The sequence below is a fragment of the Lactococcus cremoris subsp. cremoris NBRC 100676 genome (assembly GCF_001591705.1).
Classification (GTDB): Bacteria; Bacillota; Bacilli; order Lactobacillales; family Streptococcaceae; genus Lactococcus; species Lactococcus cremoris.
This window is the reverse complement of sequence record NZ_BCVK01000034.1, coordinates 1-22,341: the sequence shown is the minus strand read 5'-3', so window position 1 is coordinate 22,341 and position 22,341 is coordinate 1. Positions and strand designations below refer to the sequence as shown.

General features: G+C 35.3%; 22 protein-coding genes and 2 pseudogenes. 15 read left to right on the top strand and 9 right to left on the bottom strand.

Annotation, left to right across the window (positions count from 1 at the left end; all coding sequences use genetic code 11):
• The first annotated feature begins 107 nt into the window (after window positions 1-107).
• The 4 genes from LLA01S_RS07295 to LLA01S_RS07280 all read left to right on the top strand — a co-directional run bounded on the left by LLA01S_RS07295 (window position 108) and on the right by LLA01S_RS07280 (window position 5,117).
• Window positions 108-977, top strand: coding sequence for a zinc ribbon domain-containing protein (locus LLA01S_RS07295; protein ID WP_061778062.1), 870 nt, complete (start codon window positions 108-110; stop codon window positions 975-977).
• 9 nt (window positions 978-986) lie between these two features.
• The gene (locus LLA01S_RS07290; RefSeq protein ID WP_061778061.1) at window positions 987-2,252 is read left to right on the top strand and encodes a zinc ribbon domain-containing protein; all 1,266 of its coding nucleotides are present in this window, start codon (window positions 987-989) and stop codon (window positions 2,250-2,252) included.
• Between the two features lie 228 nt (window positions 2,253-2,480).
• Window positions 2,481-2,825 (top strand): hypothetical protein, encoded by a 345-nt coding sequence (locus tag LLA01S_RS07285; protein ID WP_011834562.1) that lies wholly within the window; start codon window positions 2,481-2,483, stop codon window positions 2,823-2,825.
• Window positions 2,826-2,870: 45 nt separating this feature from the next.
• Entirely contained in the window at window positions 2,871-5,117 is a 2,247-nt protein-coding gene (locus LLA01S_RS07280; RefSeq protein ID WP_011675568.1) for an ATP-dependent Clp protease ATP-binding subunit, read from the top strand.
• Window positions 5,118-5,242: 125 nt separating this feature from the next.
• Here LLA01S_RS07280 and LLA01S_RS07275 read toward each other — a convergent pair whose 3' ends face one another.
• A complete protein-coding gene (locus tag LLA01S_RS07275) occupies window positions 5,243-5,713 on the bottom strand; it encodes an Rrf2 family transcriptional regulator (RefSeq protein ID WP_011675569.1) in 471 nt (156 codons plus the stop codon).
• A gap of 225 nt (window positions 5,714-5,938) precedes the next feature.
• Between LLA01S_RS07275 and gap the strand changes: the two genes are divergently transcribed.
• On the top strand, window positions 5,939-6,952 hold the full coding sequence (gene gap / locus LLA01S_RS07270) for a type I glyceraldehyde-3-phosphate dehydrogenase (protein ID WP_061778060.1): 1,014 nt from the start codon (window positions 5,939-5,941) through the stop codon (window positions 6,950-6,952).
• Window positions 6,953-7,175: 223 nt separating this feature from the next.
• On the opposite strand, the gene def is transcribed toward gap, so the two are convergent.
• Complete coding sequence (gene def, locus LLA01S_RS07265) at window positions 7,176-7,811, bottom strand: peptide deformylase (protein WP_061778059.1); 636 nt, start codon at window positions 7,809-7,811, stop codon at window positions 7,176-7,178.
• 154 nt (window positions 7,812-7,965) lie between these two features.
• Here def and LLA01S_RS07260 point away from each other — a divergent pair, with 154 nt between their 5' ends.
• The 6 genes and pseudogenes from LLA01S_RS07260 to LLA01S_RS13225 all read left to right on the top strand — a co-directional run bounded on the left by LLA01S_RS07260 (window position 7,966) and on the right by LLA01S_RS13225 (window position 12,647).
• Entirely contained in the window at window positions 7,966-8,370 is a 405-nt protein-coding gene (locus tag LLA01S_RS07260) for an RNA pyrophosphohydrolase (RefSeq protein WP_011675572.1), read from the top strand.
• Between the two features lie 61 nt (window positions 8,371-8,431).
• The gene (uvrB, locus tag LLA01S_RS07255) at window positions 8,432-10,510 is read left to right on the top strand and encodes an excinuclease ABC subunit UvrB (protein ID WP_061778058.1); all 2,079 of its coding nucleotides are present in this window, start codon (window positions 8,432-8,434) and stop codon (window positions 10,508-10,510) included.
• Between the two features lie 193 nt (window positions 10,511-10,703).
• Complete coding sequence (locus tag LLA01S_RS07250) at window positions 10,704-11,513, top strand: ABC transporter substrate-binding protein (protein ID WP_080513978.1); 810 nt, start codon at window positions 10,704-10,706, stop codon at window positions 11,511-11,513.
• Between the two features lie 14 nt (window positions 11,514-11,527).
• The gene (locus LLA01S_RS13235; RefSeq protein ID WP_255209978.1) at window positions 11,528-12,067 is read left to right on the top strand and encodes a M20 family metallopeptidase; all 540 of its coding nucleotides are present in this window, start codon (window positions 11,528-11,530) and stop codon (window positions 12,065-12,067) included.
• Window positions 12,064-12,294: pseudogene (locus LLA01S_RS13230) on the top strand (peptidase dimerization domain-containing protein); the annotation flags it as partial. The gene LLA01S_RS13235 and the pseudogene LLA01S_RS13230, both read left to right, overlap by 4 nt.
• Window positions 12,295-12,449: 155 nt before the next feature.
• Complete coding sequence (locus tag LLA01S_RS13225; protein ID WP_308297647.1) at window positions 12,450-12,647, top strand: M20/M25/M40 family metallo-hydrolase; 198 nt, start codon at window positions 12,450-12,452, stop codon at window positions 12,645-12,647.
• Between the two features lie 51 nt (window positions 12,648-12,698).
• On the opposite strand, the gene fabZ is transcribed toward LLA01S_RS13225, so the two are convergent.
• Entirely contained in the window at window positions 12,699-13,154 is a 456-nt protein-coding gene (gene fabZ, locus LLA01S_RS07240) for a 3-hydroxyacyl-ACP dehydratase FabZ (RefSeq protein ID WP_011675575.1), read from the bottom strand.
• A 276-nt stretch (window positions 13,155-13,430) separates the two neighbouring features.
• Between fabZ and fabI the strand changes: the two genes are divergently transcribed.
• Window positions 13,431-14,183 (top strand): enoyl-ACP reductase FabI, encoded by a 753-nt coding sequence (gene fabI / locus LLA01S_RS07235; protein ID WP_011675576.1) that lies wholly within the window; start codon window positions 13,431-13,433, stop codon window positions 14,181-14,183.
• Between the two features lie 185 nt (window positions 14,184-14,368).
• On the opposite strand, the gene yidC is transcribed toward fabI, so the two are convergent.
• The 6 genes from yidC to thmT all read right to left on the bottom strand — a co-directional run bounded on the left by yidC (window position 14,369) and on the right by thmT (window position 18,522).
• On the bottom strand, window positions 14,369-15,331 hold the full coding sequence (gene yidC, locus LLA01S_RS07230) for a membrane protein insertase YidC (protein ID WP_011675577.1): 963 nt from the start codon (window positions 15,329-15,331) through the stop codon (window positions 14,369-14,371).
• Window positions 15,332-15,505: 174 nt separating this feature from the next.
• Entirely contained in the window at window positions 15,506-16,264 is a 759-nt protein-coding gene (locus LLA01S_RS07225; protein ID WP_011675578.1) for an HAD-IIB family hydrolase, read from the bottom strand.
• Between the two features lie 94 nt (window positions 16,265-16,358).
• Window positions 16,359-16,949, bottom strand: a complete 591-nt coding sequence (locus tag LLA01S_RS07220) for an ECF transporter S component (RefSeq protein ID WP_011675579.1) — start codon at window positions 16,947-16,949, stop codon at window positions 16,359-16,361.
• Between the two features lie 16 nt (window positions 16,950-16,965).
• Window positions 16,966-17,502, bottom strand: a complete 537-nt coding sequence (gene coaC / locus LLA01S_RS07215; protein ID WP_061778057.1) for a phosphopantothenoylcysteine decarboxylase — start codon at window positions 17,500-17,502, stop codon at window positions 16,966-16,968.
• The gene (locus LLA01S_RS07210; RefSeq protein ID WP_011675580.1) at window positions 17,495-18,190 is read right to left on the bottom strand and encodes a phosphopantothenate--cysteine ligase; all 696 of its coding nucleotides are present in this window, start codon (window positions 18,188-18,190) and stop codon (window positions 17,495-17,497) included. Before LLA01S_RS07210 ends, coaC begins: the two co-directional genes overlap by 8 nt.
• A 146-nt stretch (window positions 18,191-18,336) precedes the next feature.
• Window positions 18,337-18,522 carry a 2-hydroxymuconate tautomerase gene (thmT, locus tag LLA01S_RS07205; RefSeq protein WP_011675581.1) on the bottom strand — a complete coding sequence of 62 codons (186 nt, stop codon included), beginning with the start codon at window positions 18,520-18,522 and terminating at the stop codon, window positions 18,337-18,339.
• A 185-nt stretch (window positions 18,523-18,707) separates the two neighbouring features.
• On the opposite strand from thmT, the pseudogene LLA01S_RS13575 reads away from it, so the two are divergent.
• The 3 genes and pseudogenes from LLA01S_RS13575 to LLA01S_RS07190 all read left to right on the top strand — a co-directional run bounded on the left by LLA01S_RS13575 (window position 18,708) and on the right by LLA01S_RS07190 (window position 22,334).
• Window positions 18,708-21,035 (top strand): annotated as a pseudogene (locus tag LLA01S_RS13575) (cation-translocating P-type ATPase).
• A 32-nt stretch (window positions 21,036-21,067) separates the two neighbouring features.
• Window positions 21,068-21,511 carry a GNAT family N-acetyltransferase gene (locus tag LLA01S_RS07195; protein ID WP_011675583.1) on the top strand — a complete coding sequence of 148 codons (444 nt, stop codon included), beginning with the start codon at window positions 21,068-21,070 and terminating at the stop codon, window positions 21,509-21,511.
• A gap of 226 nt (window positions 21,512-21,737) precedes the next feature.
• Window positions 21,738-22,334, top strand: a complete 597-nt coding sequence (locus LLA01S_RS07190; RefSeq protein WP_061778056.1) for a lipoprotein BA_5634 family protein — start codon at window positions 21,738-21,740, stop codon at window positions 22,332-22,334.
• Window positions 22,335-22,341: the final 7 nt, after the last annotated feature.

Genomic DNA, 22,341 nt, shown 5'->3' with positions numbered 1-22,341 from the left:
TTTGAAGCCATAGAGTAATTATTGGATAACGTATAGACAAATTTTTGAAACAATAAAGCTTTTATATTATGATTAGATTGTAATTTTATCATAATAGGAGATAGAAAATGGAAAACCAACCAACCTTTTGCCCAAACTGTGGCAAAGAGATTGAAGCAGGAAGTGTATTTTGTACAAACTGTGGAACAAAAATGGAGAATGAGCCAGCCAATGAAACAAGTACAGCAAACTCGGTCAAACCTTTTATTACTGAAGAACAAAGGGAAATTTTGAAAAATGGTGCGACAAACCTTTGGGAATGGATAGTTAGTGCTGTAAAGGCACCAACAAAAAACGTACAAGAAAATACTCCCCTCTGGTTTAGTTGGTTATCAATTACTTTGACAGCTATTTTTGGAGCGCTTGCCTTGGGAAAAATACTGGTAAATATTATTACAAATACCAGTACTTCTGTCGGGAATGCACTTGGTTCGGCAAATAATTCACTGGGAAGTCTTTATAATCAAAATGTTGGAAATACAGTAGCAAACACTGCCAATCATGTTTTTGGACAGATGATTTTTCCGATTATTATTAGTTTCATTATTCTTCATGCAGCAACCATTTTAGGTGGATGGCTAGCAAATTTTGCAATTCTTGGCGATAAAACTTTTACATTCAAAAAAATGCTTAATTATTATGGACGTTTTTATGTTCTTTTATTTGCATTGAACTTTGTAAGTTTTCTATTTGCGCTCATTGGTATCAATGCTCTAGCGATTTTTATAATTTATTTAGCACTTATGCTTTGGGGATTTATTTCATTTTTTACTTATATCAACACCATTCATCAGCGGAAAATGGATACATTTTACATCAAACTTCTTGCATGGCTTGCTAATAGTGCGATTCTAGGATTGGCATTTTTGATTGTTTTTGCAATTATGGGCTCAGAAATTGCGACACTCATTAGCAATGCAACCGGCGGTATATTATAGGAGATAATGATGAAAAACAACACAAAATTTTGCCCACATTGTGGCACAGAAAATAAAAAAGATGCTGCATTTTGCGCAAACTGTGGTCAGTCAATGACTATCAACCAACCAGAGAATAAAGAAGCAGAAACGAAAGAAAAACGTCCAGTAAATAAAAAAAGGATTGGAATCATTGGTGCTGTAATAGCGATTTTTATCATCATAGGAGGTGTTTTTGCTTATATCAACGCCCAACCTAAAAGTATCTTAAATGCTTTAAAGGTCAACTTTTCTGGTTACAATAGCCAAGGAACAGTGGAGCTTTTAGGAGATTATCAGAAAAAAGAAATTGAAATTATTGGTGCAAAAGTTGGACTGCCATCATCAGAGGTCAAAAAAGCAGAGGACAGTAATATTTTTTCATTTTTCAACTCAACGACAAATAACTCAACAGAATGGCAAAAATTTGCAAAATATTTTGAAGATACAAGGATAAATATTAGCCATTCGCAAAATCTATCCAACGGACAAAAAGTGACTTTAAAAATCACAACAACATTAAAAGACAATCCAATCAAGGAAGAAACGAAAACTTATACAGTCAAAAATTTGAAAAAAGCAACAACTTACACGATTGAGAGTGTTTTGAAAGACAATCCTGTCAGCTTTACTGGTTTCAATCATTTTGGTTCAGTCAAATTTGATGATGATAAGTTCACAGTGAATAATGATAATTCTGCACCGACAGATTTGACAAATAGCGAACAGATTATCGTTAGACTTTCACAAGATTATATTAATCAACAAAAAAGCAATGGAAAAATATTGTCAGGTACAGCAAGTAAAACATTGACGGTTGCAGACTTGGAAAGTAGTCCCAAAATATCAAACTTAAATGATTTATTAACGCAAGAAGATACAGTTGTTCGCGCAGATAATGAAAGCAGCACTGGGGATTTTGGAACAACTTATACCGTGACACGCATGGATTCCTATTTTGTTGGAACTAATATCAGCTCATGGGGATATAGCTCTAGTGATGATAGCGATAAGGGTGAGTTTTCTGTTGTAACTATTTATAAAATTGTTTCTCATTATAACAGTGATACAGATACTAAAAATGACAGTACAAGTTATTATAGCTATGGTTATACAGGGTTAACCTTGAATAATGGAAAAGTTGATGTGAGTGATTTAACAGGAAATAACAAATATAAAGGTGGTAGTTCGTCATCAGAGCAGGCAGCAGTTGACCAACTCAAATCTGATTATTCTAGTGCTACAAAATTAAATTAAAAAAAATAGTTCTATCGATCCTGATAGAACTATTTTTTATTAAAAATTAACCCGAAAAAGTTCAAAAGACTTGATAAATTTTTCCAAAATGATTATAATAAATTTATCAATGGTCAAATATGGTCAAACTTTTTATATTAAAAAGGGAGAAATGATTTATTGATTTTTTAAATTTGATGTAAAATAAAAGTAAACGTTATCACTTAAATTACAAATTAAGGAGAGAAAATGACGACTACTGTTTATTTTGAAAAAGATGGTGGCATTGATATTGAACTTAAAGGGGCAAGAAAAGTTCTTTCTTTAAGAAAACATATCAGGATTGAACCTGAAAAAGTGGAGAATGTCCAGCTTATTTCTGACTTGAAAAAGCCCAAATTTTATAAAAAAGTAGCGGGAACTAATGCCTGGTACTATGGTGGGTGGTTCAGAGAAAACGGCGAAAATGAGTTTTGGGATGTCCGTAATAATAATCGAGTTCTAGTCATTACCACAAATAATTTCAAATATAAAAAGCTTTACATCGAAGTTGGTCCCGATTTTAGATTAAATTCTTTCGTAAGTGGAAGATAAAAATTAATTTAAAACTGATTACTGAGAATTAAGAGGAGGAAAGCGATGCTTTGTCAAAATTGTAATATTAATGAAGCGACGATTCACCTTTACACAAGTGTAAATGGTCAGAAAAAACAAATTGATTTGTGCCAAAACTGTTATCAAATTATGAAATCTGGTGGTCAAGAAGCTTTATTTGGCGCAGGAAATGCCTCAAATGGAAATTCTGATGAACCCTTTAATCCGTTTAACGATATCTTCAGTGCTTTGCAAGGTCAAGATTTTAATGGGGCAGCAAGTAATCAAACTCCCCCAACACAAACGGGTGGGCGTGGTCCGCGTGGTCCACAAAATCCTCGGGCAAAACAACCTAAAGGGATGCTAGAAGAATTCGGTATTAATATCACCGAATCAGCTCGTCGTGGCGAAATTGACCCAGTGATTGGGCGTGATGAAGAAATCAAACGTGTTATTGAGATTTTAAATCGCAGAACTAAGAATAATCCAGTGCTAATTGGTGAACCTGGTGTTGGTAAAACAGCAGTTGTTGAAGGTTTAGCACAAAAAATAGTCGATGGCGATGTGCCACAAAAACTGCAAAATAAAGAAGTTATTCGTCTTGACGTGGTTTCTCTTGTTCAAGGAACAGGAATTCGTGGACAATTTGAAGAACGGATGCAAAAATTAATGGATGAAATCAGAAAACGTAATGATGTCATTATGTTTATTGATGAAATTCATGAAATTGTCGGTGCTGGTTCTGCTGGCGACGGCAATATGGATGCAGGTAATATCCTAAAACCGGCTCTTGCACGTGGTGAGCTTCAATTGGTTGGAGCAACAACACTCAACGAATATCGTATTATTGAAAAAGATGCGGCACTTGAACGTCGGATGCAACCGGTCAAAGTAGATGAACCATCAGTTGATGAAACAATTACGATTTTGCGAGGCATTCAAGCACGTTATGAAGATTATCATCATGTGAAATACACTGATGAGGCTATTGAAGCAGCTGCTCATTTGTCAAATCGTTACATTCAAGACCGATTCTTACCAGATAAAGCCATCGACCTTTTAGATGAATCTGGTTCTAAGAAAAATCTGACTTTGAAATTTGTTGACCCTGAGGATATCAATCGTCGAATTGCTGATGCGGAAAGTAAGAAAAATGAAGCAACTAAGGCTGAAGATTTTGAAAAAGCCGCTCATTTCCGTGACCAAATCAGTAAACTTCGTGAATTGCAAAAACAAGAAGTTACTGACGAAGATATGCCAGTCATCACTGAAAAAGATATTGAACAAATTGTTGAACAAAAAACACAAATTCCAGTTGGGGATTTGAAAGAAAAAGAACAAACTCAGTTGATTAATTTGGCTGATGATTTGAAAGCACATGTGATTGGTCAAGATGAAGCAGTAGATAAAATATCAAAAGCAATTCGTCGCTCACGTGTAGGTCTTGGCAAACCTAACCGTCCAATTGGTTCTTTCCTTTTTGTTGGTCCAACAGGTGTAGGTAAAACCGAACTTGCTAAACAATTGGCTAAAGAATTATTTGGCTCAAGTGAGAGCATGATTCGTTTTGATATGTCGGAATACATGGAAAAACATTCGGTGGCCAAATTGATTGGTGCGCCTCCAGGATATGTAGGTTATGAAGAAGCGGGTCAATTGACCGAACGTGTTCGTCGTAATCCATACAGTTTGATTTTGCTTGATGAAATTGAAAAAGCTCATCCTGATGTCATGCACATGTTCTTACAAATTCTTGAAGATGGCCGTCTGACAGATGCACAAGGACGGACAGTATCCTTCAAAGATAGTTTGATTATCATGACTTCAAATGCCGGAACTGGTAAAGTTGAAGCTTCTGTTGGATTTGGTGCAGCCCGCGAAGGACGAACTAAATCAGTGCTTGGTCAACTTGGTGATTTCTTTAGCCCTGAATTCATGAACCGTTTTGACGGAATTATTGAATTCTCTGCTTTAAGCAAAGAAAATCTCCTTAAAATTGTTGATTTAATGCTTGATGAAGTCAATGAACAAATTGGACGTAATGATATTCATCTTAGTGTCACTCAAGCCGCTAAAGAAAAATTAGTGGACTTAGGATATAACCCTGCAATGGGTGCAAGACCTCTTCGTAGAACAATTCAAGAAAATATTGAAGATTCAATTGCTGATTTCTACATTGAACATCCTGAATATAAACAATTGGTAGCTGATTTGATTGATGATAAAATTGTCATTTCTAATCAAACCCAAGAAACAGCAGAAACCACTGATGAAGAAGTTCCTGCCGAATAAAAAATTCTGTCAGTAAAATAGTATTAGTGACAGAAAAATGAAACAATGAAAAAATTGCTGACGAGATTAATGTCAGCAATTTTTCTATTCACAATGAACTGCCAGAAATTCTGTCAGTAAATTTTTCAATCCATTTCGTCAATCCACTCATCAAGATAGCCGAGATTGTAATTATATTGGGTTTCGTCAGCAACTTGCGCTAGCGATACATTTGACAAGGTTCTGACAAGAGTATTTTCAATCTCATCAAGCGCAGTTGTAATCGCACAATGTTGTGCTTTACCAGATTCTGCACCAATAAAATTTTGTAAGAGTCCTTGACTTTGAAAAATTCGTCCACGGCCCTCAATGGCCAAGAAGACATCATAAAAACTAATATCAAGAAGATCTTTATTGAGAGAGAAGCCGCCATTTTTTCCAGTTGTTGAGCGTAAAAGTCCTTCATCAACGAGCGATTTGATTATTTTCTTGAGATAAGAGGGTGAAACTTTGAGACGATTAGCAAGTGCAATGGATGACATCGTCCGATTTTCAGGAAGTCTTGCCAAAATAAGTAAAACGTAAACAGATTGTTCCCAACCAGATGATAATTTCATAATAAAAACTCCTTAAACATTTTTAGTAAAAAAAATTGACACTAAATAAAAAAAGTAGTATCATTTATATTAGAGATAAGAGATGTCTCTAATAACTATAAATTCATTATTTATATTATACCACAGCAGTTGACCTGAAACAATGTTTCGTATTACGAAGAGTGATATTCGTAGTAGAAAAAGAGAAATTCTCATCATCTAAATAAAAAAACGGAGGACTACATCATGGTAGTTAAAGTTGGTATTAACGGTTTTGGTCGTATTGGACGTTTGGCATTACGTCGAATTCAAGAAGTCGAAGGAGTTGAAGTAGCGCACATCAATGATTTGACAGACCCAGCAATGCTTGCGCATTTACTTAAATATGATACGAGTCAAGGACGTTTTAAAGGAACAGTTGAGGTCAAAGAAGATGGTTTTGATGTCAACGGAAAATTTGTGAAAGTCACTGCTGAACGTAATCCAGAAGATATTCAATGGGCTGATTCTGGGGTGGAAATTGTTCTTGAAGCGACAGGTTTCTTTGCGACTAAAGAAAAATCTGAAAAACATTTGCATCCTGGTGGAGCTAAGAAAGTTTTGATTACAGCACCTGGTGGAAATGATGTTAAAACTGTTGTCTTCAACACAAATCACACAATTCTTGATGGAAGTGAAACAGTTATTTCTGCCGGTTCTTGTACTACAAATAGTTTAGCACCAATGGCAGACGCATTAAACAAAAACTTTGGTGTTAAAGGTGGGACAATGACTACTGTCCACTCATACACTGGTGACCAAATGACACTTGATGGTCCACATCATGGTGGAGATTTCCGCCGTGCGCGTGCTGCAGCTGAAAATATTGTTCCAGCATCAAGTGGAGCGGCTAAAGCAATTGGTCTTGTTTTGCCTGAGCTTTCTGGTTTGATGAAAGGACATGCTCAACGTGTTTCAACTCCAACAGGATCAATTACTGAACTCGTTACAGTGCTTGAAAAACATGTCACTGTTGATGAAATCAACGAAGCAATGAAAGCTGTTGCTGATGAAAGCTTTGGCTATAATGTTGATGAAATTGTGTCATCTGACATTATCGGCATGGCTTACGGTTCACTCTTTGATGCGACATTGACTGAAGTGACTGACTTAAAAGACGGTGGACAATTAGTTAAAACTGCTGCTTGGTATGACAATGAAATGAGTTTCACTGCTCAATTAATTCGTACCCTTGAATATTTTGCCAAAATTGCTAAATAAAAATTTATGATTATTATTTCCTGAAGAATTTGTCAGTAGAAATTGCTGACAAAAGCTTTGGGATTTCGTAAACTGCTAAGGCAAGTAAGGATAATCTAAGATTATTTAATGTGAACACAGTAAACGTTAAAGCTGTGGATAAAAAAATTACTGACAGAAGCTTGTCAGTAATTTTTACTTTATTTTTCATTTTTGATGACAAATTCATCAGTGAATTTGCTGATTATTTAACAATAATCATGCCATCTTTAATTTCCCAAGGGTCATTCATATTGATGTGGTCGTAGAACATGACACCATTAGTGTGGTCAATTTCGTGTTGAACACAAATGGCTGGAAAATCTTTTAAGCGAATTTTTTTCTTTTCGCCTTCTTTGTTGTAGTATTCCACAGTTACACGAGCATGACGAACGACGTAACCTGGAACTTCACGGTCAACAGAAAGACAACCTTCGCCACCTTCAACGGCCGCATCTTGTACAGAATGGCTAACCACTTTTGAATTATACATGATTTCACGCATTTTGTAAGCTTCTTTAGGTGGAATTTCATTTCCTTCTTCATCGACTTCAGGTTCATTAGGAATCAAAACAACAATGACTTTTTTGAGCAAACCAAGTTGGTTTGCAGCAAGGCCCACTCCGCCACGAAGTCCCATTTTTTCAGCCATAACAGGGTCTTGAGAATTGTGCAAGAATTGCAACATTTTTTCCCCTAAGATGATGTCTTCATCTGATAATGGCAAGGTCACATCATTTGCGACTTCACGTAAGGTTGGGTATCCTTCACGAATAATATCGTCCATGCTAATCATGTGACTTGCTTTAATTAAATTTGCTTGAATTTCATCGCGATTCATTATTAATAAAACTTCCTTATCTTTTTTTGAATATAATTCAATTATAGCATATTTTTAGCTGTGAAAATGGTAAAATTGTATTAGAAGATTAATAATGAAATGATTTTTTATATCTATAGAATTCAACACTAAAATAAATAAAAAGAAGATAAAAATGAAAGAATACAGACAAAACGTCGCAGCCATTATTCTCAATAAAGAAAACAAAATCTGGTTAGCCAAGCGAGCAGACGGAATGAATTGGGGCTTTCCTCAAGGCGGAATTGAAGCAGGAGAAAATCCTGAAAGTGCCATTATCCGAGAACTTTCAGAAGAAATTGGCACGAAAAACTTTGAAATTATTGGACAATATCCAGGAACATTAAAATATGATTTTCCTAAAGACATGAAATTTCCAACATGGACTTACGCAGGTCAAGAACAGCACTATTTTCTTGTTAGATTAGATGAGCAAGCAAAAATTGACCTTGAAAGCCATCCTGAAGAAATTGAGTTTTCAAGCTATCAATTTTTATCCTTAACTGAGATTTTAAAAATAGATTTTGGCTTTAAAAGCTAGGTTTATCATCAAGCATTAGATTATTTTTCAAATATCATAGAAAAGAATTAAAGGAAAAAGAATGGCAATAGAAAGAATAACAGATAATAAATTTGAACTGGTTTCAAAATATGACCCAGCTGGTGACCAAGGTCAAGCGATTAGTGAACTCGTAGAAAATATTGAAAATGGAGAAAAAGCGCAAATTTTGCGTGGGGCAACTGGGACAGGAAAAACCTATACGATGAGTCAGGTCATTGCTCAAACGGGAAAACCGACTCTGGTCATGGCTCATAATAAAACACTGGCTGGTCAATTATACAGCGAATTTAAAGAATTTTTCCCAAATAATGCGGTTGAATATTTTGTATCCTATTATGATTACTATCAACCAGAAGCCTATGTTCCAAGTTCTGACACATATATTGAAAAAGACAGTTCGGTCAATGATGAAATTGATAAATTGCGTCATAGCGCAACTTCAAGCCTATTAGAGCGTAATGACGTCATTGTTGTGGCCTCTGTTTCTTGTATTTATGGTTTAGGTTCACCCAAAGAGTATCAAGATTCAGTCGTTTCATTGCGACCAGGACAAGAAATTTCTCGAGACCAACTTTTAAACGATTTGGTAGGGATTCAATTTGAGCGCAATGATATTGACTTTCAACGGGGCTGTTTCCGGGTTCGTGGGGATGTTGTAGAAGTTTTTCCAGCCTCTCGTGATGAGCATGCCTTCCGTGTTGAATTTTTCGGTGATGAAATTGATCGCATTCGTGAAATTGAAGTATTGACTGGACAAGTTTTAGGTGAAGTGGACCATTTGGCAATTTTCCCAGCGACACATTTCATGACAAATGATGACCGTATGGAAGAGTCCATTGCCAAGATAGAAGCGGAATTAGAAGCACAATTAAAAGTTTTCCGTTCAGAAGGAAAGCTTCTTGAAGCTCAACGTTTAGAACAAAGAACTAACTATGATATTGAAATGCTTCGTGAAATGGGTTATTGTAATGGGGTAGAAAACTATTCACGTCATATGGACGGACGTGAGGAAGGCGAACCTCCTTATACCTTGCTTGATTTCTTCCCTGATGATTTCATGATTATGATTGATGAATCACACATGACAATGGGACAAGTTAAAGGAATGTATAATGGTGACAGAGCTCGTAAAGAAATGCTCTGTAACTATGGATTCCGTCTGCCTTCAGCCCTTGATAACCGTCCTTTAAAACGTGAAGAATTTGAAAGCCATGTTCACCAAATTGTTTATGTTTCAGCGACTCCTGGCGATTATGAAATGGAACAGACCGACACTATTGTTGAACAAATTATTCGCCCGACAGGCTTGTTGGACCCTGTCGTAGAAGTTCGACCAATGATGGGACAAATTGACGATTTAGTGGTTGAAATTCATAAACGAGCTGAGAAAAATGAGCGAGTTTTTGTCACGACTTTGACTAAAAAAATGTCTGAAGATTTGACTGCCTACTTCAAAGAAATGGGGATTAAAGTCAAATATATGCACTCAGATATCAAAACCTTAGAACGAACCGAAATTATTCGCGATTTACGTTTAGGAGTGTTTGATGTTCTGGTGGGAATTAATTTGCTTCGTGAAGGGATTGACGTTCCCGAAGTTTCTTTAGTAGCGATTTTGGACGCGGACAAAGAAGGATTTTTGCGAAATGAACGTGGTTTGATTCAAACAATTGGCCGTGCGGCGCGTAATAGTGAAGGTCATGTTATTCTTTATTCTGACATGGCTAAAGCCCTTGACGAAAATGATCCGGCAGATAAAGAAATCTTAGATAGTGGTTATTATACAGAATACGAGGGGCAAAAATATAAAATTACACGTTCGATGAAACATGCAATGGATGAAACGGCAAGACGTCGTGACATTCAAATGGCGTATAATGAAGAACATGGAATTACACCTCAAACCATCAAAAAAGAAATTCGTGATTTGATTGCTATTACTAAGAAAACAGATTCTGGTGAGCTGGAAGAAGTTGATGCAAGTGCGATGAATAAGAAAGAACGCAAAGCTTTAGTCAAAAAACTTGAAAAAGAAATGCAACAAGCAGCAGCTGCGCTTGATTTTGAAGGAGCAGCTCAATTACGTGATATGGTTTTAGAATTAAGAGCAATGGATTAAAAAACTAATAAAAATTCACTTTAAAAGTGAATTTTTGTTTTATATAAAGTATAATAGTACAGGTTTTTCCCTGTTTGATCGTCCTTTTTAAATAATTATAAAATAAATATGCAATAATTCTTGACAAAACAAAAATAAATTGTATAATTATACTTATTCTATTTATAAAAGAGGTTTAAGGATGAACAAGAACGTGAAGAAAATGACATTGGGATTAGTTGGTTTGGCTGCGGTAGCAACATTAGCAGCTTGTGGAAATGGAAAATCGGCTACTAATCAAGTGGATAAAGTAAAAAAAGCTGGTGTATTAAAAGTCGCTTTATCCCCAGATTATCCACCCTTTGAATTCCAAATTATTAAAGATGGTAAGAATACTGTCGTGGGTTCTGATGTGGATTTAGCTAATGCAATTGGTAAAAAGTTAGGTGTTAAAGTTAAGATTGAAAGTATGGACTTTAATAATGTTTTAGCTAGTTTAAATACAGGAAAAGCAGATATTGCTATTTCAGGTATTTCAAAAGAACCTAGTCGTGAAAAATCTGTTAATTTTTCTGATGTCTATTATACAGCAAGCAATTATTTAGTAGTAAAAAAATCTGATTTAGGTAAATATAGTTCAGTAGATGACTTTAAAGGAAAAAAAGTAGCCGCTCAAAAAGGTTCCATTCAAGAAGGAATTGTAACCAGTCAATTTAAAGGAACAACAGAGATTGCTTTACCTCAAATCGGTGATGAAATCAATGAAGTTAAAGGTGGACAGGTTCAAGGAGCAGTTATTGAAAATTTGATTGCCAAAAGTTATGTTGCGGCTAATTCAGATTTGGCGATTGCGAATGTTGAAGTTAAAACACCAAAAGATAGTTATGGTTCAGCAGTTGCACTCCCTAAAGGATCAGATGAATTAACAAAGGTTGTCAATTCTGTGATTAAAGAAGAATTAAAGAATGGACAAATTAATAAAGATATTCAAAAGAACTATACTCTTTCTGAAAATAACAAATAGTTTGGTGGAAATTTATGGAAAAAGCGGTAGAATTGTTAAAAAGTTTGGTTGATATTCCATCAAGTTCAGGAAATGAATCAGAAATCTTAATCTATCTTGAAAAGTGGTTGATTAAAGAAGGCTTTGATTTTGTTGTTCGTGAGGAAACGTTTGTTGCTGGACAGATTAAGGCAATTGTTAATAATGGACAAAAAAAAAAAGCCATTATCCTAGCTGGTCATGTTGATACTGTAGTTGCCGGGAATTTGTGCGATTGGAAATTTCCCCCTACTGATGCTCAAGTGAAAGAGGGGAAACTCTTTGGACTTGGTGCTAGTGACATGAAGGGCGGCGATGTTGGGAATTTACTTGCTGCTGCAAGTTTTATCGGTCAAGATTTAAGTCAAGATATCTGGGTCGTTGGGACGGCTAACGAAGAGCTCGACGGGAAGGGTTCGGAAGATTTTGCTCGATATTTCAGTCAAAATTGCTCTTATGAGTCTGCTCTTTGCGTTATTGCAGAACCTACTGATTTAGAGAAGATTTATATTGGACACGTGGAAATCATTTTATGAAGCTGCATTTTTTTGGAAAGGCTGGTCATGCTTCGGTACAAGAGCATTTTCAAGAAAGTGCTTTAGGTGATGTTACTTATTTTTTGGCAAATATTGAACAGATTTTTGAAGAGTTGAAGACTTATAAAAATAGTCAGCTACATGTGCCGACTTTTGTTGTGACATCTATTTATGCCGGTGATGAGAAGTCTCCCAATAAAACAGCTGATTTTGCAGATCTGGTTGTTGACTGCCGATTGACACCTGAACTGGAGTTAGTTTTTGAACAAGTAATGACTGATTTAGCGGACAAATATCATTTCACTTACGAGGATATTGTTACACCTGTTTTATCAACTTTGACGGATAATCAAGCCCCCTTTATCCAATTGCTGACTGACTTATCAGGAGCGCAAACGACAGGGCCTCAGGCTCTAATGACCAAGGATTTTTTGAAAATGTTGGAATCAGAACAGTTGTTTTTGGGCCTGGTCAGCATGACCAATGTCATATTACTAATGAGTATATTCTATTGGAAAAGCTAGAGAAGCATATTGAAATTTTACAATCATTCATCAAAAAAATGCAAGAAATCTACTGACAGAGCCGTTTTAACTAAAAAAATTACTGACAAGTTCTGTCAGTAATTTTTTTAGTTAGTTTGTTCAGCTGCTTCATCAACGATAAAGGTGAACTGACAAGTGGTTACTTTTTTACCATCAACATAAGCTGCGGCATCAGCAGTTCCTACTTTTCCACGGAACTTTGTAATTTCAAATTCAAGTTTCATGACATCACCAGGAGTCACTTTTTGGCGGAATTTTGCCTTATCAATTGCTCCAATGTAAGCCATTTTCCCTTGGAATTCTTCTTTTTTAAGAATCAAAATTGAACCTGCTTGAGCGAGTGATTCAAGAATCAAAACGCCAGGGAAGGTTGGATTTCCTGGGAAATGTCCATTGAAAACTTCTTCATTGATTGTTACATTTTTAGTGGCAACAATTTTATTTTCAGAAATTTCATCAACGTAGTCAATGAACATAATAGGATAGCGGTTCGGAATAACTTCCATCACTTCTGTAGCAGTCATAGCGTATTTTTTAGTCATTTTTTATTCCTTTTCTTCTTAAAAATTAATGAAAAGCCCGAGTAATCAGGCGAAAAGAGGCGTCACTCTAACTTGACAGTTCAAGATTTTTAAGTTAAAATTTTATGTATCAAGTATTTTGATATACAAAACCTTTTACAATTAATATTATCAATTTCTTGTGAGAGTGTCAACTTTTTTATATGAGTTGCAAAGGTAAAGAGATTAAATTTTTCTTTTTTTTATTTATTAGTCGCTGAAACCTTATTATTTTAAAGAAAAGGACTTATTTTATTTATGTTTTTAGAAGGTAAAAAAATTGTTATCATGGGCGTTGCTAACAATAAATCTATTGCTTGGGGCTGTGCCAAAGCAATGAAAGATCAAGGCGCAACATTGATTTATACTTACCAAAACGAACGAATGGAAAAACAATTGGCCAAATTGGCTGAACCAGAAGATTTGCTCATCGAATGTGATGTGACTTCTGATGAATCTATTCGTCGTGCTTTTGGGACAATCGAAGCGCGTGTTGGTAAAATTGACGGGCTTGTTCATGCAGTTGCTTACTCTAAAAAAGAAGATCTTGGTGGAAATGTCACAGATATCTCTCGTGATGGTTATGCACTTGCTCAAGATATTTCAGCTTATAGCTTACTTGCAGTTGCTAAAGCAGCGAAACCTTTGCTTAAAAAAGGTTCTGGTATCGTAACCTTGACTTACATGGGTTCAGTTCGTGCCATTCCTAACTACAATGTTATGGGAATTGCTAAAGCTGCCCTTGAATCTACTGTTCGCTATCTTGCTGCTGAAATGGCACATGTGGGTGTTCATGTTAACGGAATCTCTGCAGGAGCAATTAAAACACTTGCTGTTTCAGGAGTTTCAGGTTACAAAGATTTGATTAAAGAATCTGACAGCCGGACAGCTGACGGTGTTGGTGTGACAATTGAAGAAGTTGGTCAAACAGCTGCCTTCCTTGTTAGCCCACTTGCTTCAGGTGTAATTGGTGATATTGTTTATGTTGATAAAGGGGTTCATTTAACATAAGACAAATATAAAAAATACTGACAGAATTTCTGTCAGTATTTTTTTATATCTTTTACTAGCCAAGAATTAAGAGCCATTGTTCAATTTATTTTCATCATTTTGACAAACAAAAAAATATTGAATAGAGAAATAAAAAATACTGACAGAAATTCTATCAGTAATTTTTTTATATCTGTCAGTAAAACTTACTTACGATTTTGTTTACCAGCATTTCGTCCACCAGATTTACGTTCTTTTTCATTGCGTTCACTTGTGATAGCTTTGAAATTTTCTTGAACAGAAGTAGGGGTAACATCTTTGATGCCTTCGTCATTAATTTTTGGAGGATTTTTAGTAAATTCTTCATCAATACGACGGCGCATTCTTGGTTTCATGATAAAGGTAATGATGACTTGTTGAATCACAATTACAAAACCACCAACTGCCCAGTAAAGTGCAACACCTGCAGGTGACATGAATGAGAAGACAACAATCATTGCTGGACTCATAATCAACATGGCCATTCCTGATTTCTTTTGTTCAGGAGTCATTGACAAGGTTGAAATCCATGTTTGAATGAAGTAGAGTACACCAGAAATAATTACCAAGACAATACTAGGATGTCCTAAAGGAATACCATAAAATGTTGAACTTGAGATTCCTGTTGTGTAAGCTGCTGCATTGTAGAGAGCAATGAAGAAAGGCCACTGAATAAGCATTGGTAAGCAACCGATAGATGAAAGCATATTAATGCCATTATCCTTTTGGGCAGCCATCAAGGCTTGTTGCGCTGCCATTTTTTCTTCAGGCGTTTGGGCTTTTTTCAATCGTTCTTGTAAAGGAGCAAACACGGGAGCGAGGTAAGCCATTTTTTCTTGCATATAAGTTGATTTGTAAGCTTGATTCAAACCTAATGGCAAAATGAGGAAACGGATAATCAAAGTGACGAAAATGATTCCCCAACCATAACCAAGATGTAAATTATTGGCGAATAGGTCAACAAAAGCAGACATGGGACGAACCAAAAGATTGTAAGTAATCCCATGAGTAGCCGCTTCCGTTGGAACACGGACTCCATCAACAACGTGTGTTTGCACACAACCAGAAAGGAGTAACAATCCGGATGTCATTAAACCAGTCAATGTTAATTTCTTTTTCAAATTTTTCAATATAAGTTCACCTTCTATAAATTAAACATACTTACCTATTTTACCTAAATTCTTTGTTAATTTCAATAGGACTAAAGAATGAAAACCTATTCTGTCTTTTTTAAATTTCTGAAAGTACTTTCTGATAGAAAAGAAAAAAGCTGTCATTAATGACAACTTTTTATCAATCGAAAATTAAGCTTCTTCCATTGCAATAATTGCTTTGAGGATAGCAGCAGTTTCTTTCCAGTCACGAACAGTGATTGTTTCAATTCCCATTTGGACAACTGGATAATCATTTCCACCAGGTTGAGTCATGTCACCAAAGTAGAGGATTTCTTCTTTAGTTACGTTGAGTTCTTCCATCAAATGATTCATTCCAAATTCTTTATTTTGACCAGGAACAAAACCGTTAATTGTTGTTGTTCCGGCAACTTCAAATTCAAACTCTGGAGCATATTGGCTAGCCAATTTAGCGATTTCATTACGTTTTGTCATGTCTGGGTCCCAAGCTTGTTTAGCTTCAACCCCAGCTTTTTGACCAATTGCTGAGTAAGCAATCATTGATTCACGATTTTCATTAATTTCATCACCAGGAAGAAGAACAGATTCGTCCCAATGGCCAAGTTCTTTAGCTGCTTTTTCAAGTGCTCCCATAATGGCATTGGCTTGTTCGTCAGTTAAAGCATAATTGAAGACTTGTTTCCATTCACCAGCTTTGTGAGCATAATATTGAGTTCCTTGAGCAACAAACAAATGGAAATTATCCAAATTTGCAGATTCAGGCAAGTTATTTATAATTTGAATCAAAAATTGATCATATTTTTGCCCTGAAATTGGAGCGATAATATATTTTTGAGACAAAGTCGCCAACAATTCAGCCATTTCAGGGAAAATCGGCATTTTTGGTTCATTGAGTGTGTTATCAATGTCGAAACTTAATATTTTTTTCATAAGTTTTCTCCTATTTATTTTCTTATCAACGCTTACATTATAACATTTTTTTAATAAAAAAAACAATCTAATCAAAATAGATTGCTTTTTGAAATCATGAATTATTGCGAGCCTTAGTGAGAGCAGGGACAATAGCAGTGGTTAAAATCACAGCAATAATCACTTCTGTCAGTGAATTTGTTGCAACAATGGCACCTAAGAGGTAACTCAAAGACCATTTTAGAGTTGAGCCAAAGAATAAGAAAATCGATGTCAAAACAAGAATGGTATTAGTAGCAGTTCCGGCAAAAGCAGCCAAGCCAGCACCCAAACGATTATTTGCTATTTTATAAACAAAATAAGGGAGGATACCTACTAAAATTCGAGGAATAAAAGCGATGAATAAGCCCCAGGGCGAGCCATGATGTGTTCCAATCACAGGCTGAAATGGGCTAAATAAGAAACTTGTTGGAGTGGTCACAATCGTTGCCGTAACAAAAGAGATTAAACCCCAGACCAAACCAAGAAAGGCGCCTTTACGCCAACCTAAAATGATTGAGCCAATGATTACGGGAAGATGTAGAAGCGTTGGTTTTACCGGAAAGGGCCAGACGTTAATCACAAACTGAGTAAAAAGCTGGACAACAACCATAATCGCAATAAAAATGGCTAAAATTGCCACATCAGACGCTTTTGATTTTTTCATAAATACCTCATTTATTTTATAAAGAATTTTTTAAATCCGAGATAATGTCAGGTAAGTCGGCGAGAGCTCCCTCACCAAAATCTCCACAAGCGAGTATAGATTTTTTCGGTTGAATCATATTATAATCTATTTTTTTAAGAATCTCAATGTTTTTTTGAGTTAGAGGATGTTGATACATTTTAGTATTCATGGCTGGCGCAAAATATTTTGGAACAGAGGGTTCAAGTGCAAGGGCGACAGAAGTCACAATGTCATCAGCACGCCCTTGAGCCAAACGACTAATTGTATCAGCCGTTGCTGGCGCAACAAGGAAAAGTTCAGTGTTTTTAGCTAAATCAATATGATTAACCAATTCAGGACGTTCCTCGTCCATAATATCTAAATGAACTTTATTTTTTGACAGAACTTGCAAAGTTAAGGGGGTGATGAACTGGGTAGCACTTCTGGTCATTAAGACAGTCACATTATGTCCCTCTTTTGTCAGTAATGAAGTCAAATCAGCCGCTTTATAAGCTGCAATTGAACCTGTTACCGCAAGTGTAATTTTAGTCATTTTTTAATTCCTCCGATATTTTTAAAAGACTGTCAGCAATTTCTGACTTTGTATCTAAAGCAGTTACTTCATTTTTACTGACCAAAAGTGCTTTGTGCTTTTGACCTTCAATATTTTTTAAGTCATTAGCAAGGATAAAATCAGCCTCTGTTGTCAGTAATTTTTCTCTAGCAACATGAAGAAGTTCAGAATTTTCCACATCCACCAACAATTTAAAGCCAAAAAGTAAAACTTTAGGATTCCATTTTTTGATATAAGAAATAATCTTTGGCGTTTTTTCTAAGAGCATGATTTGATGATCAGATTTAGAAGAAATTTTCCCAACCTGCTCAGGACGGTAATCAAGAAGTTCATCTACAGAGAGGCTTCCAGAAAAATTTTCAAGTCCAGTCATGTATACTGGTCGATAGTCACTGACAGCCATACTGTGGATAACCACATCCATTTTAGGAACTAATTTTTCCATTTGCTGATAAAGGTCTTTGGTTCCTTCAATTGGAATATGAGTAAGAAGAGCAGCATTTTCTGGGAGAACTGCCTGTAATCCAGCCAATAAAAAGACTTCATGACCGGCCTGTAAAAATTTTTCGGCGGCTAATTTACCAAGACTTCCTGTCGCAAAATTACTGATGCCTCGAACCTCATCAATTGGTTCTGTTGTTCCACCAGAAGTAATCAAAACTTTCATTTTTCACCAGTTTCTTTTAGAGTTGCTTTCATTTTATCCTATTAAAAATGTTTTTTCAAGAGAAGTTTATTTACTAAAAAAATTACTGACAGCTGATATAAAAAAGCCATCATTTACTGACAGCTTTTATTGACTTAAAAGAAAGCTTATTTCTTTTTTTTCATTTCCCCACCTTGATAAAGCATTCCTTCTGGAAGGTCATTAAAAATGACATGAATTCCAGAAGTAGGTGCTCCAGCATGTTTTGAGATTGTTTCAGTAATCTCTTTGGCAATCGCAGCTTTTTGCTCTACTGTACGACCTTCAAATAATTCAACATGGACATATGGCATAATAAATTCTCTTTTCTATAGATTATGACCATATTTTACCATAATTAAATAGAAAAAAACCTAAACAATCAAAAATAATATTTTTACCGTTTGCAGGACTTCTCAGAACTATGTTAAGATAGAACAAAGTATTTTTACAGTACTTAATCATTAAAAAAATCATTCACGAAATAGAGAGTAAAAATATGTCTTTAAAAGGATTAACGAGTCTTGAGGTCGAAGAACGAATTCGCCAAGGAAAAATAAATAAAAATTTAGCTGAAACAGACCGTCCGGTCTGGGAAATTGTAAAACGCAATACCTTTACATTTTTTAATTTAATTTTTGCAGTAATAGCTGTCTTAATCAGTTTAGTTCAGGCATGGAATCAACTGATTTTCTTGCCAATTATTGTCATCAATACAGTGGTCGGAATTTATCAAGAGATTAGGGCAAAGAGATATCTTGACGAAATGACACTTCTACACGCGCCGCAGTCCACAGTGATAAGAAATCGTAAACAAGAAAAGATTGCCTCAGATGATTTGGTTGAAGAAGATATTATTATTCTTAAAACAGGAAATCAAATTGTTGCTGATGCTCGTATTGTTGAGGGAAGCATCTTTGTCAATGAATCCCTTTTAACAGGGGAAGCTGACGAAATTGAAAAAAATGTTGATGACAAACTTCTGTCAGGAAGTTTTGTTGTGTCAGGAGAAGCCAGAGTAATTTTAGAAAAAGTTGGGAAAGATTCCTACATTTCTAAATTAACAGAGCAAGCAAAGTTGGTCAGTCATGGCGAAGATTCCGAAATGCTTCGAGCACTCAATAAATTATTAAAATGAGTCAGTTTCATTATTCTGCCAATTGCGGTCATCTTATTTACTCAAAATTATTTTGTCAATCACAATACCTTACAAACTAGTGTCGTGGCAATGGTAGCAGCCGTCATCGGAATGATTCCAGAAGGACTTTATTTTTTAACTACTATCGCTTTAACCCTCAGTAGTGTGAAATTGGCCCGTAATCAAGTGCTATTACACAATATGAAAAGTATTGAATCCTTGGCGCGTGTTGATGTTTTATGTGTCGATAAAACAGGAACAATCACAGAACCAAGAATGTCAGTTGAGCAAGTATTTGTCAGTCCTAGTAGTGAGATGAATGAACAAAAGTTTATGGGCGTTTTATCTAACTATATTTCAGCAAATAGTGATGACAATGACACCATGAAGGCGATTCGAGAATTTATGCTTGCAAAAGGTGACCTTCAAAATCAAATAACCGGCGTCAAAAAGATTATTCCATTCTCATCAAAAGTAAAATATAGTGCGGTTTGTTTTGAAAATGAAAGTTATCTTTTAGGAGCACCAGAAATTGTTTTAGGGAAAAATTATGAAAAAATTAGTTCTGAAATTAATCATCTCTTAAAAGAAGGATTTCGTGTTCTAGTCTTAGCAAGAACAGAAGAAAAAAACTATGAACAACTTAATTTAGGAACTCAAGCTTTAGGTTATGTTGTTCTAGCAAATCCTATAAGAGAAAATGCTAGAGAAACCTTCAATTATTTTGCACAACAAGGTGTGAATATCAAAGTGATTTCAGGTGATAATCCGCAGACCGTATCCGCTGTTGCTAAAAGAGCAGGAATTATGAGAGCTGAACATTTTATTGATGCTAATCTTTTGAAGACCGAGGAAGATTTAGACCAAGCGATAGAAAGCTATACTGTTTTTGGACGAGTGACTCCTGATCAAAAGCGCCGACTTGTACAGGCCCTCAAACGAAAAGGTCATACAGTTGCGATGACCGGAGATGGCGTTAACGATATTTTAGCAATGAAGAGTGCTGATTGTAGTATTGCTATGGCTTCAGGAAGTGATGCTGCGACCCAAGTTGCACAAGTGGTTTTACTCGATTCAGATTTTGGTCACATGACCCAAGTTGTCACTGAAGGGCGTCGTGTGGTCAATAATGTTCAGCGCTCAGCCATCCTTTTCCTTGTGAAAAATCTCTTTTCAATCATCTTAGCGATTATCTCAGCAATCTTTGTCTTCACTTATCCCTTACAAGCCTCACAACTTTCACTCATTAGTTTATTCACCATTGGGATTCCAGGATTCTTACTCTCTTTAGAAGAAAATGATAAACGGATTGAAAAAGACTTTATTAAAAATGTAATCCTAAAAGCACTGCCAGCCAGTCTAACAGAAATAACGGCCGTCTTAGGGGTTGTTATTGCTGGAGCCGCCTTTAAATTGACCGCATCAGAAATATCGACATCGGCCGTCATTTTATTAGCCGTTGTAGGTTTCATGATTTTAACAAAAATTAGTGCTCCACTGAATCGTTTTAAAATGGGGATAATTATTTTTAATATTGTTGGGATTATTCTTTCAGGCTTTATTTTTAATTCTCTCTTTTCTATCAGTAAAATTTCATTAGATAGTTTTGTTCTAGTTGCCCTTCTCTCTCTCTTTTCTGAATCACTATTTAGAAACTTTGATTCACTTCTAAAAAAATATTTTAAGTAAAAATAAAAGGTCAAACAAAATAGAAAGAAAAAATGGAAGAAATCAGTCAATCAAGAAGAACACCCGCCTTAATTGAAGAATTAGTAGTACTTTGGGAAAAATCTGTTGAAGTCAGTCATTTATTTTTATCAACTGAAGAAATAAGTGAAATAAAAAAATATGTTCCACAAGCTCTAAAAGAGATTAAACATCTTATCATTGAATCAGACAAAAAAGGAAAACCAATCGCCTTTATGGGAATTTATGAGCAAAAACTTGAGATGCTATTTCTGAATCCAGACGATATGAATAAAGGATTAGGCAGAAAATTACTTGAAGAAGCGATCAGCCATTATTTAGTAAGAGAACTTACAGTAAATGAACAAAATCCCCAGGCAAGAGCTTTTTATGAGTATATGGGATTTAAAATTTACAAAAGAGAAGCTATTGATGAACAAGGGCAGCCCTATCCAATTCTTTACATGAATTTGGTTTGAAAAAAATACTCACTTATAACTTAAGTGAGTATTTTTTTATTGGTTCAATGATTCTTCCATTGCTGCGCTTTGAGTCTAAGAAAGGTAGAAAAGTGAGAGCAAACAACCAGAAAATATTATATCTGCTTTATATTACAAAAATGTAAGTAGTAATCAAAAGAACTGATGTTAGAATTAAAAAGTAGAGAAAATCTATAAAAAAAATATCACTAAAGGAAAGATATAAATGAAAAAAATATTAATAGCGCTAGTAATTTTGGTACCAATTGCCATCACCGGATTTTTCGGATATAACTATTTTCAAAAAAATATAGCTCACGTACACGGGATTATCATATACAGTGATAATAAAGAAGAAATGGACTCTAAGTTAGAAACTAATAAAAAGAATATAGAGAAAAGCCTAACTGTAGAGGGAAAATACAGTTCAAAATCAGATACATTAGTCTTGAACACACAAGCAGCTAATAAATTAATGAATCAAGGGGCATTTAATCATGTTACGAAAAAAGGGGAAAAGGCTAGTTTTAAGAAAGTCAAAAAACTATCAGCAGAACCTGCTTTGTGGACTTCTAAAACGGATACTTCTGTGACCGATGATAGTGGTAAAACAATTGCTTCTAAGAGTAAAGATTACATCGTTTTAGGAGAATATAGCGCGACTTCTAAAATACTAATCCTTGATAATGAAGATTATCAAAATTTTGATGCTAAACCAGAGTATGTAAGTGTAATAAAAGAAAAACGCGACGCTGACAAAGCACTTTTGAGCTATAAGACAAATGGATCTATCCCTTCACACATTTTTCATTATGGAGAATAAAAAGTAG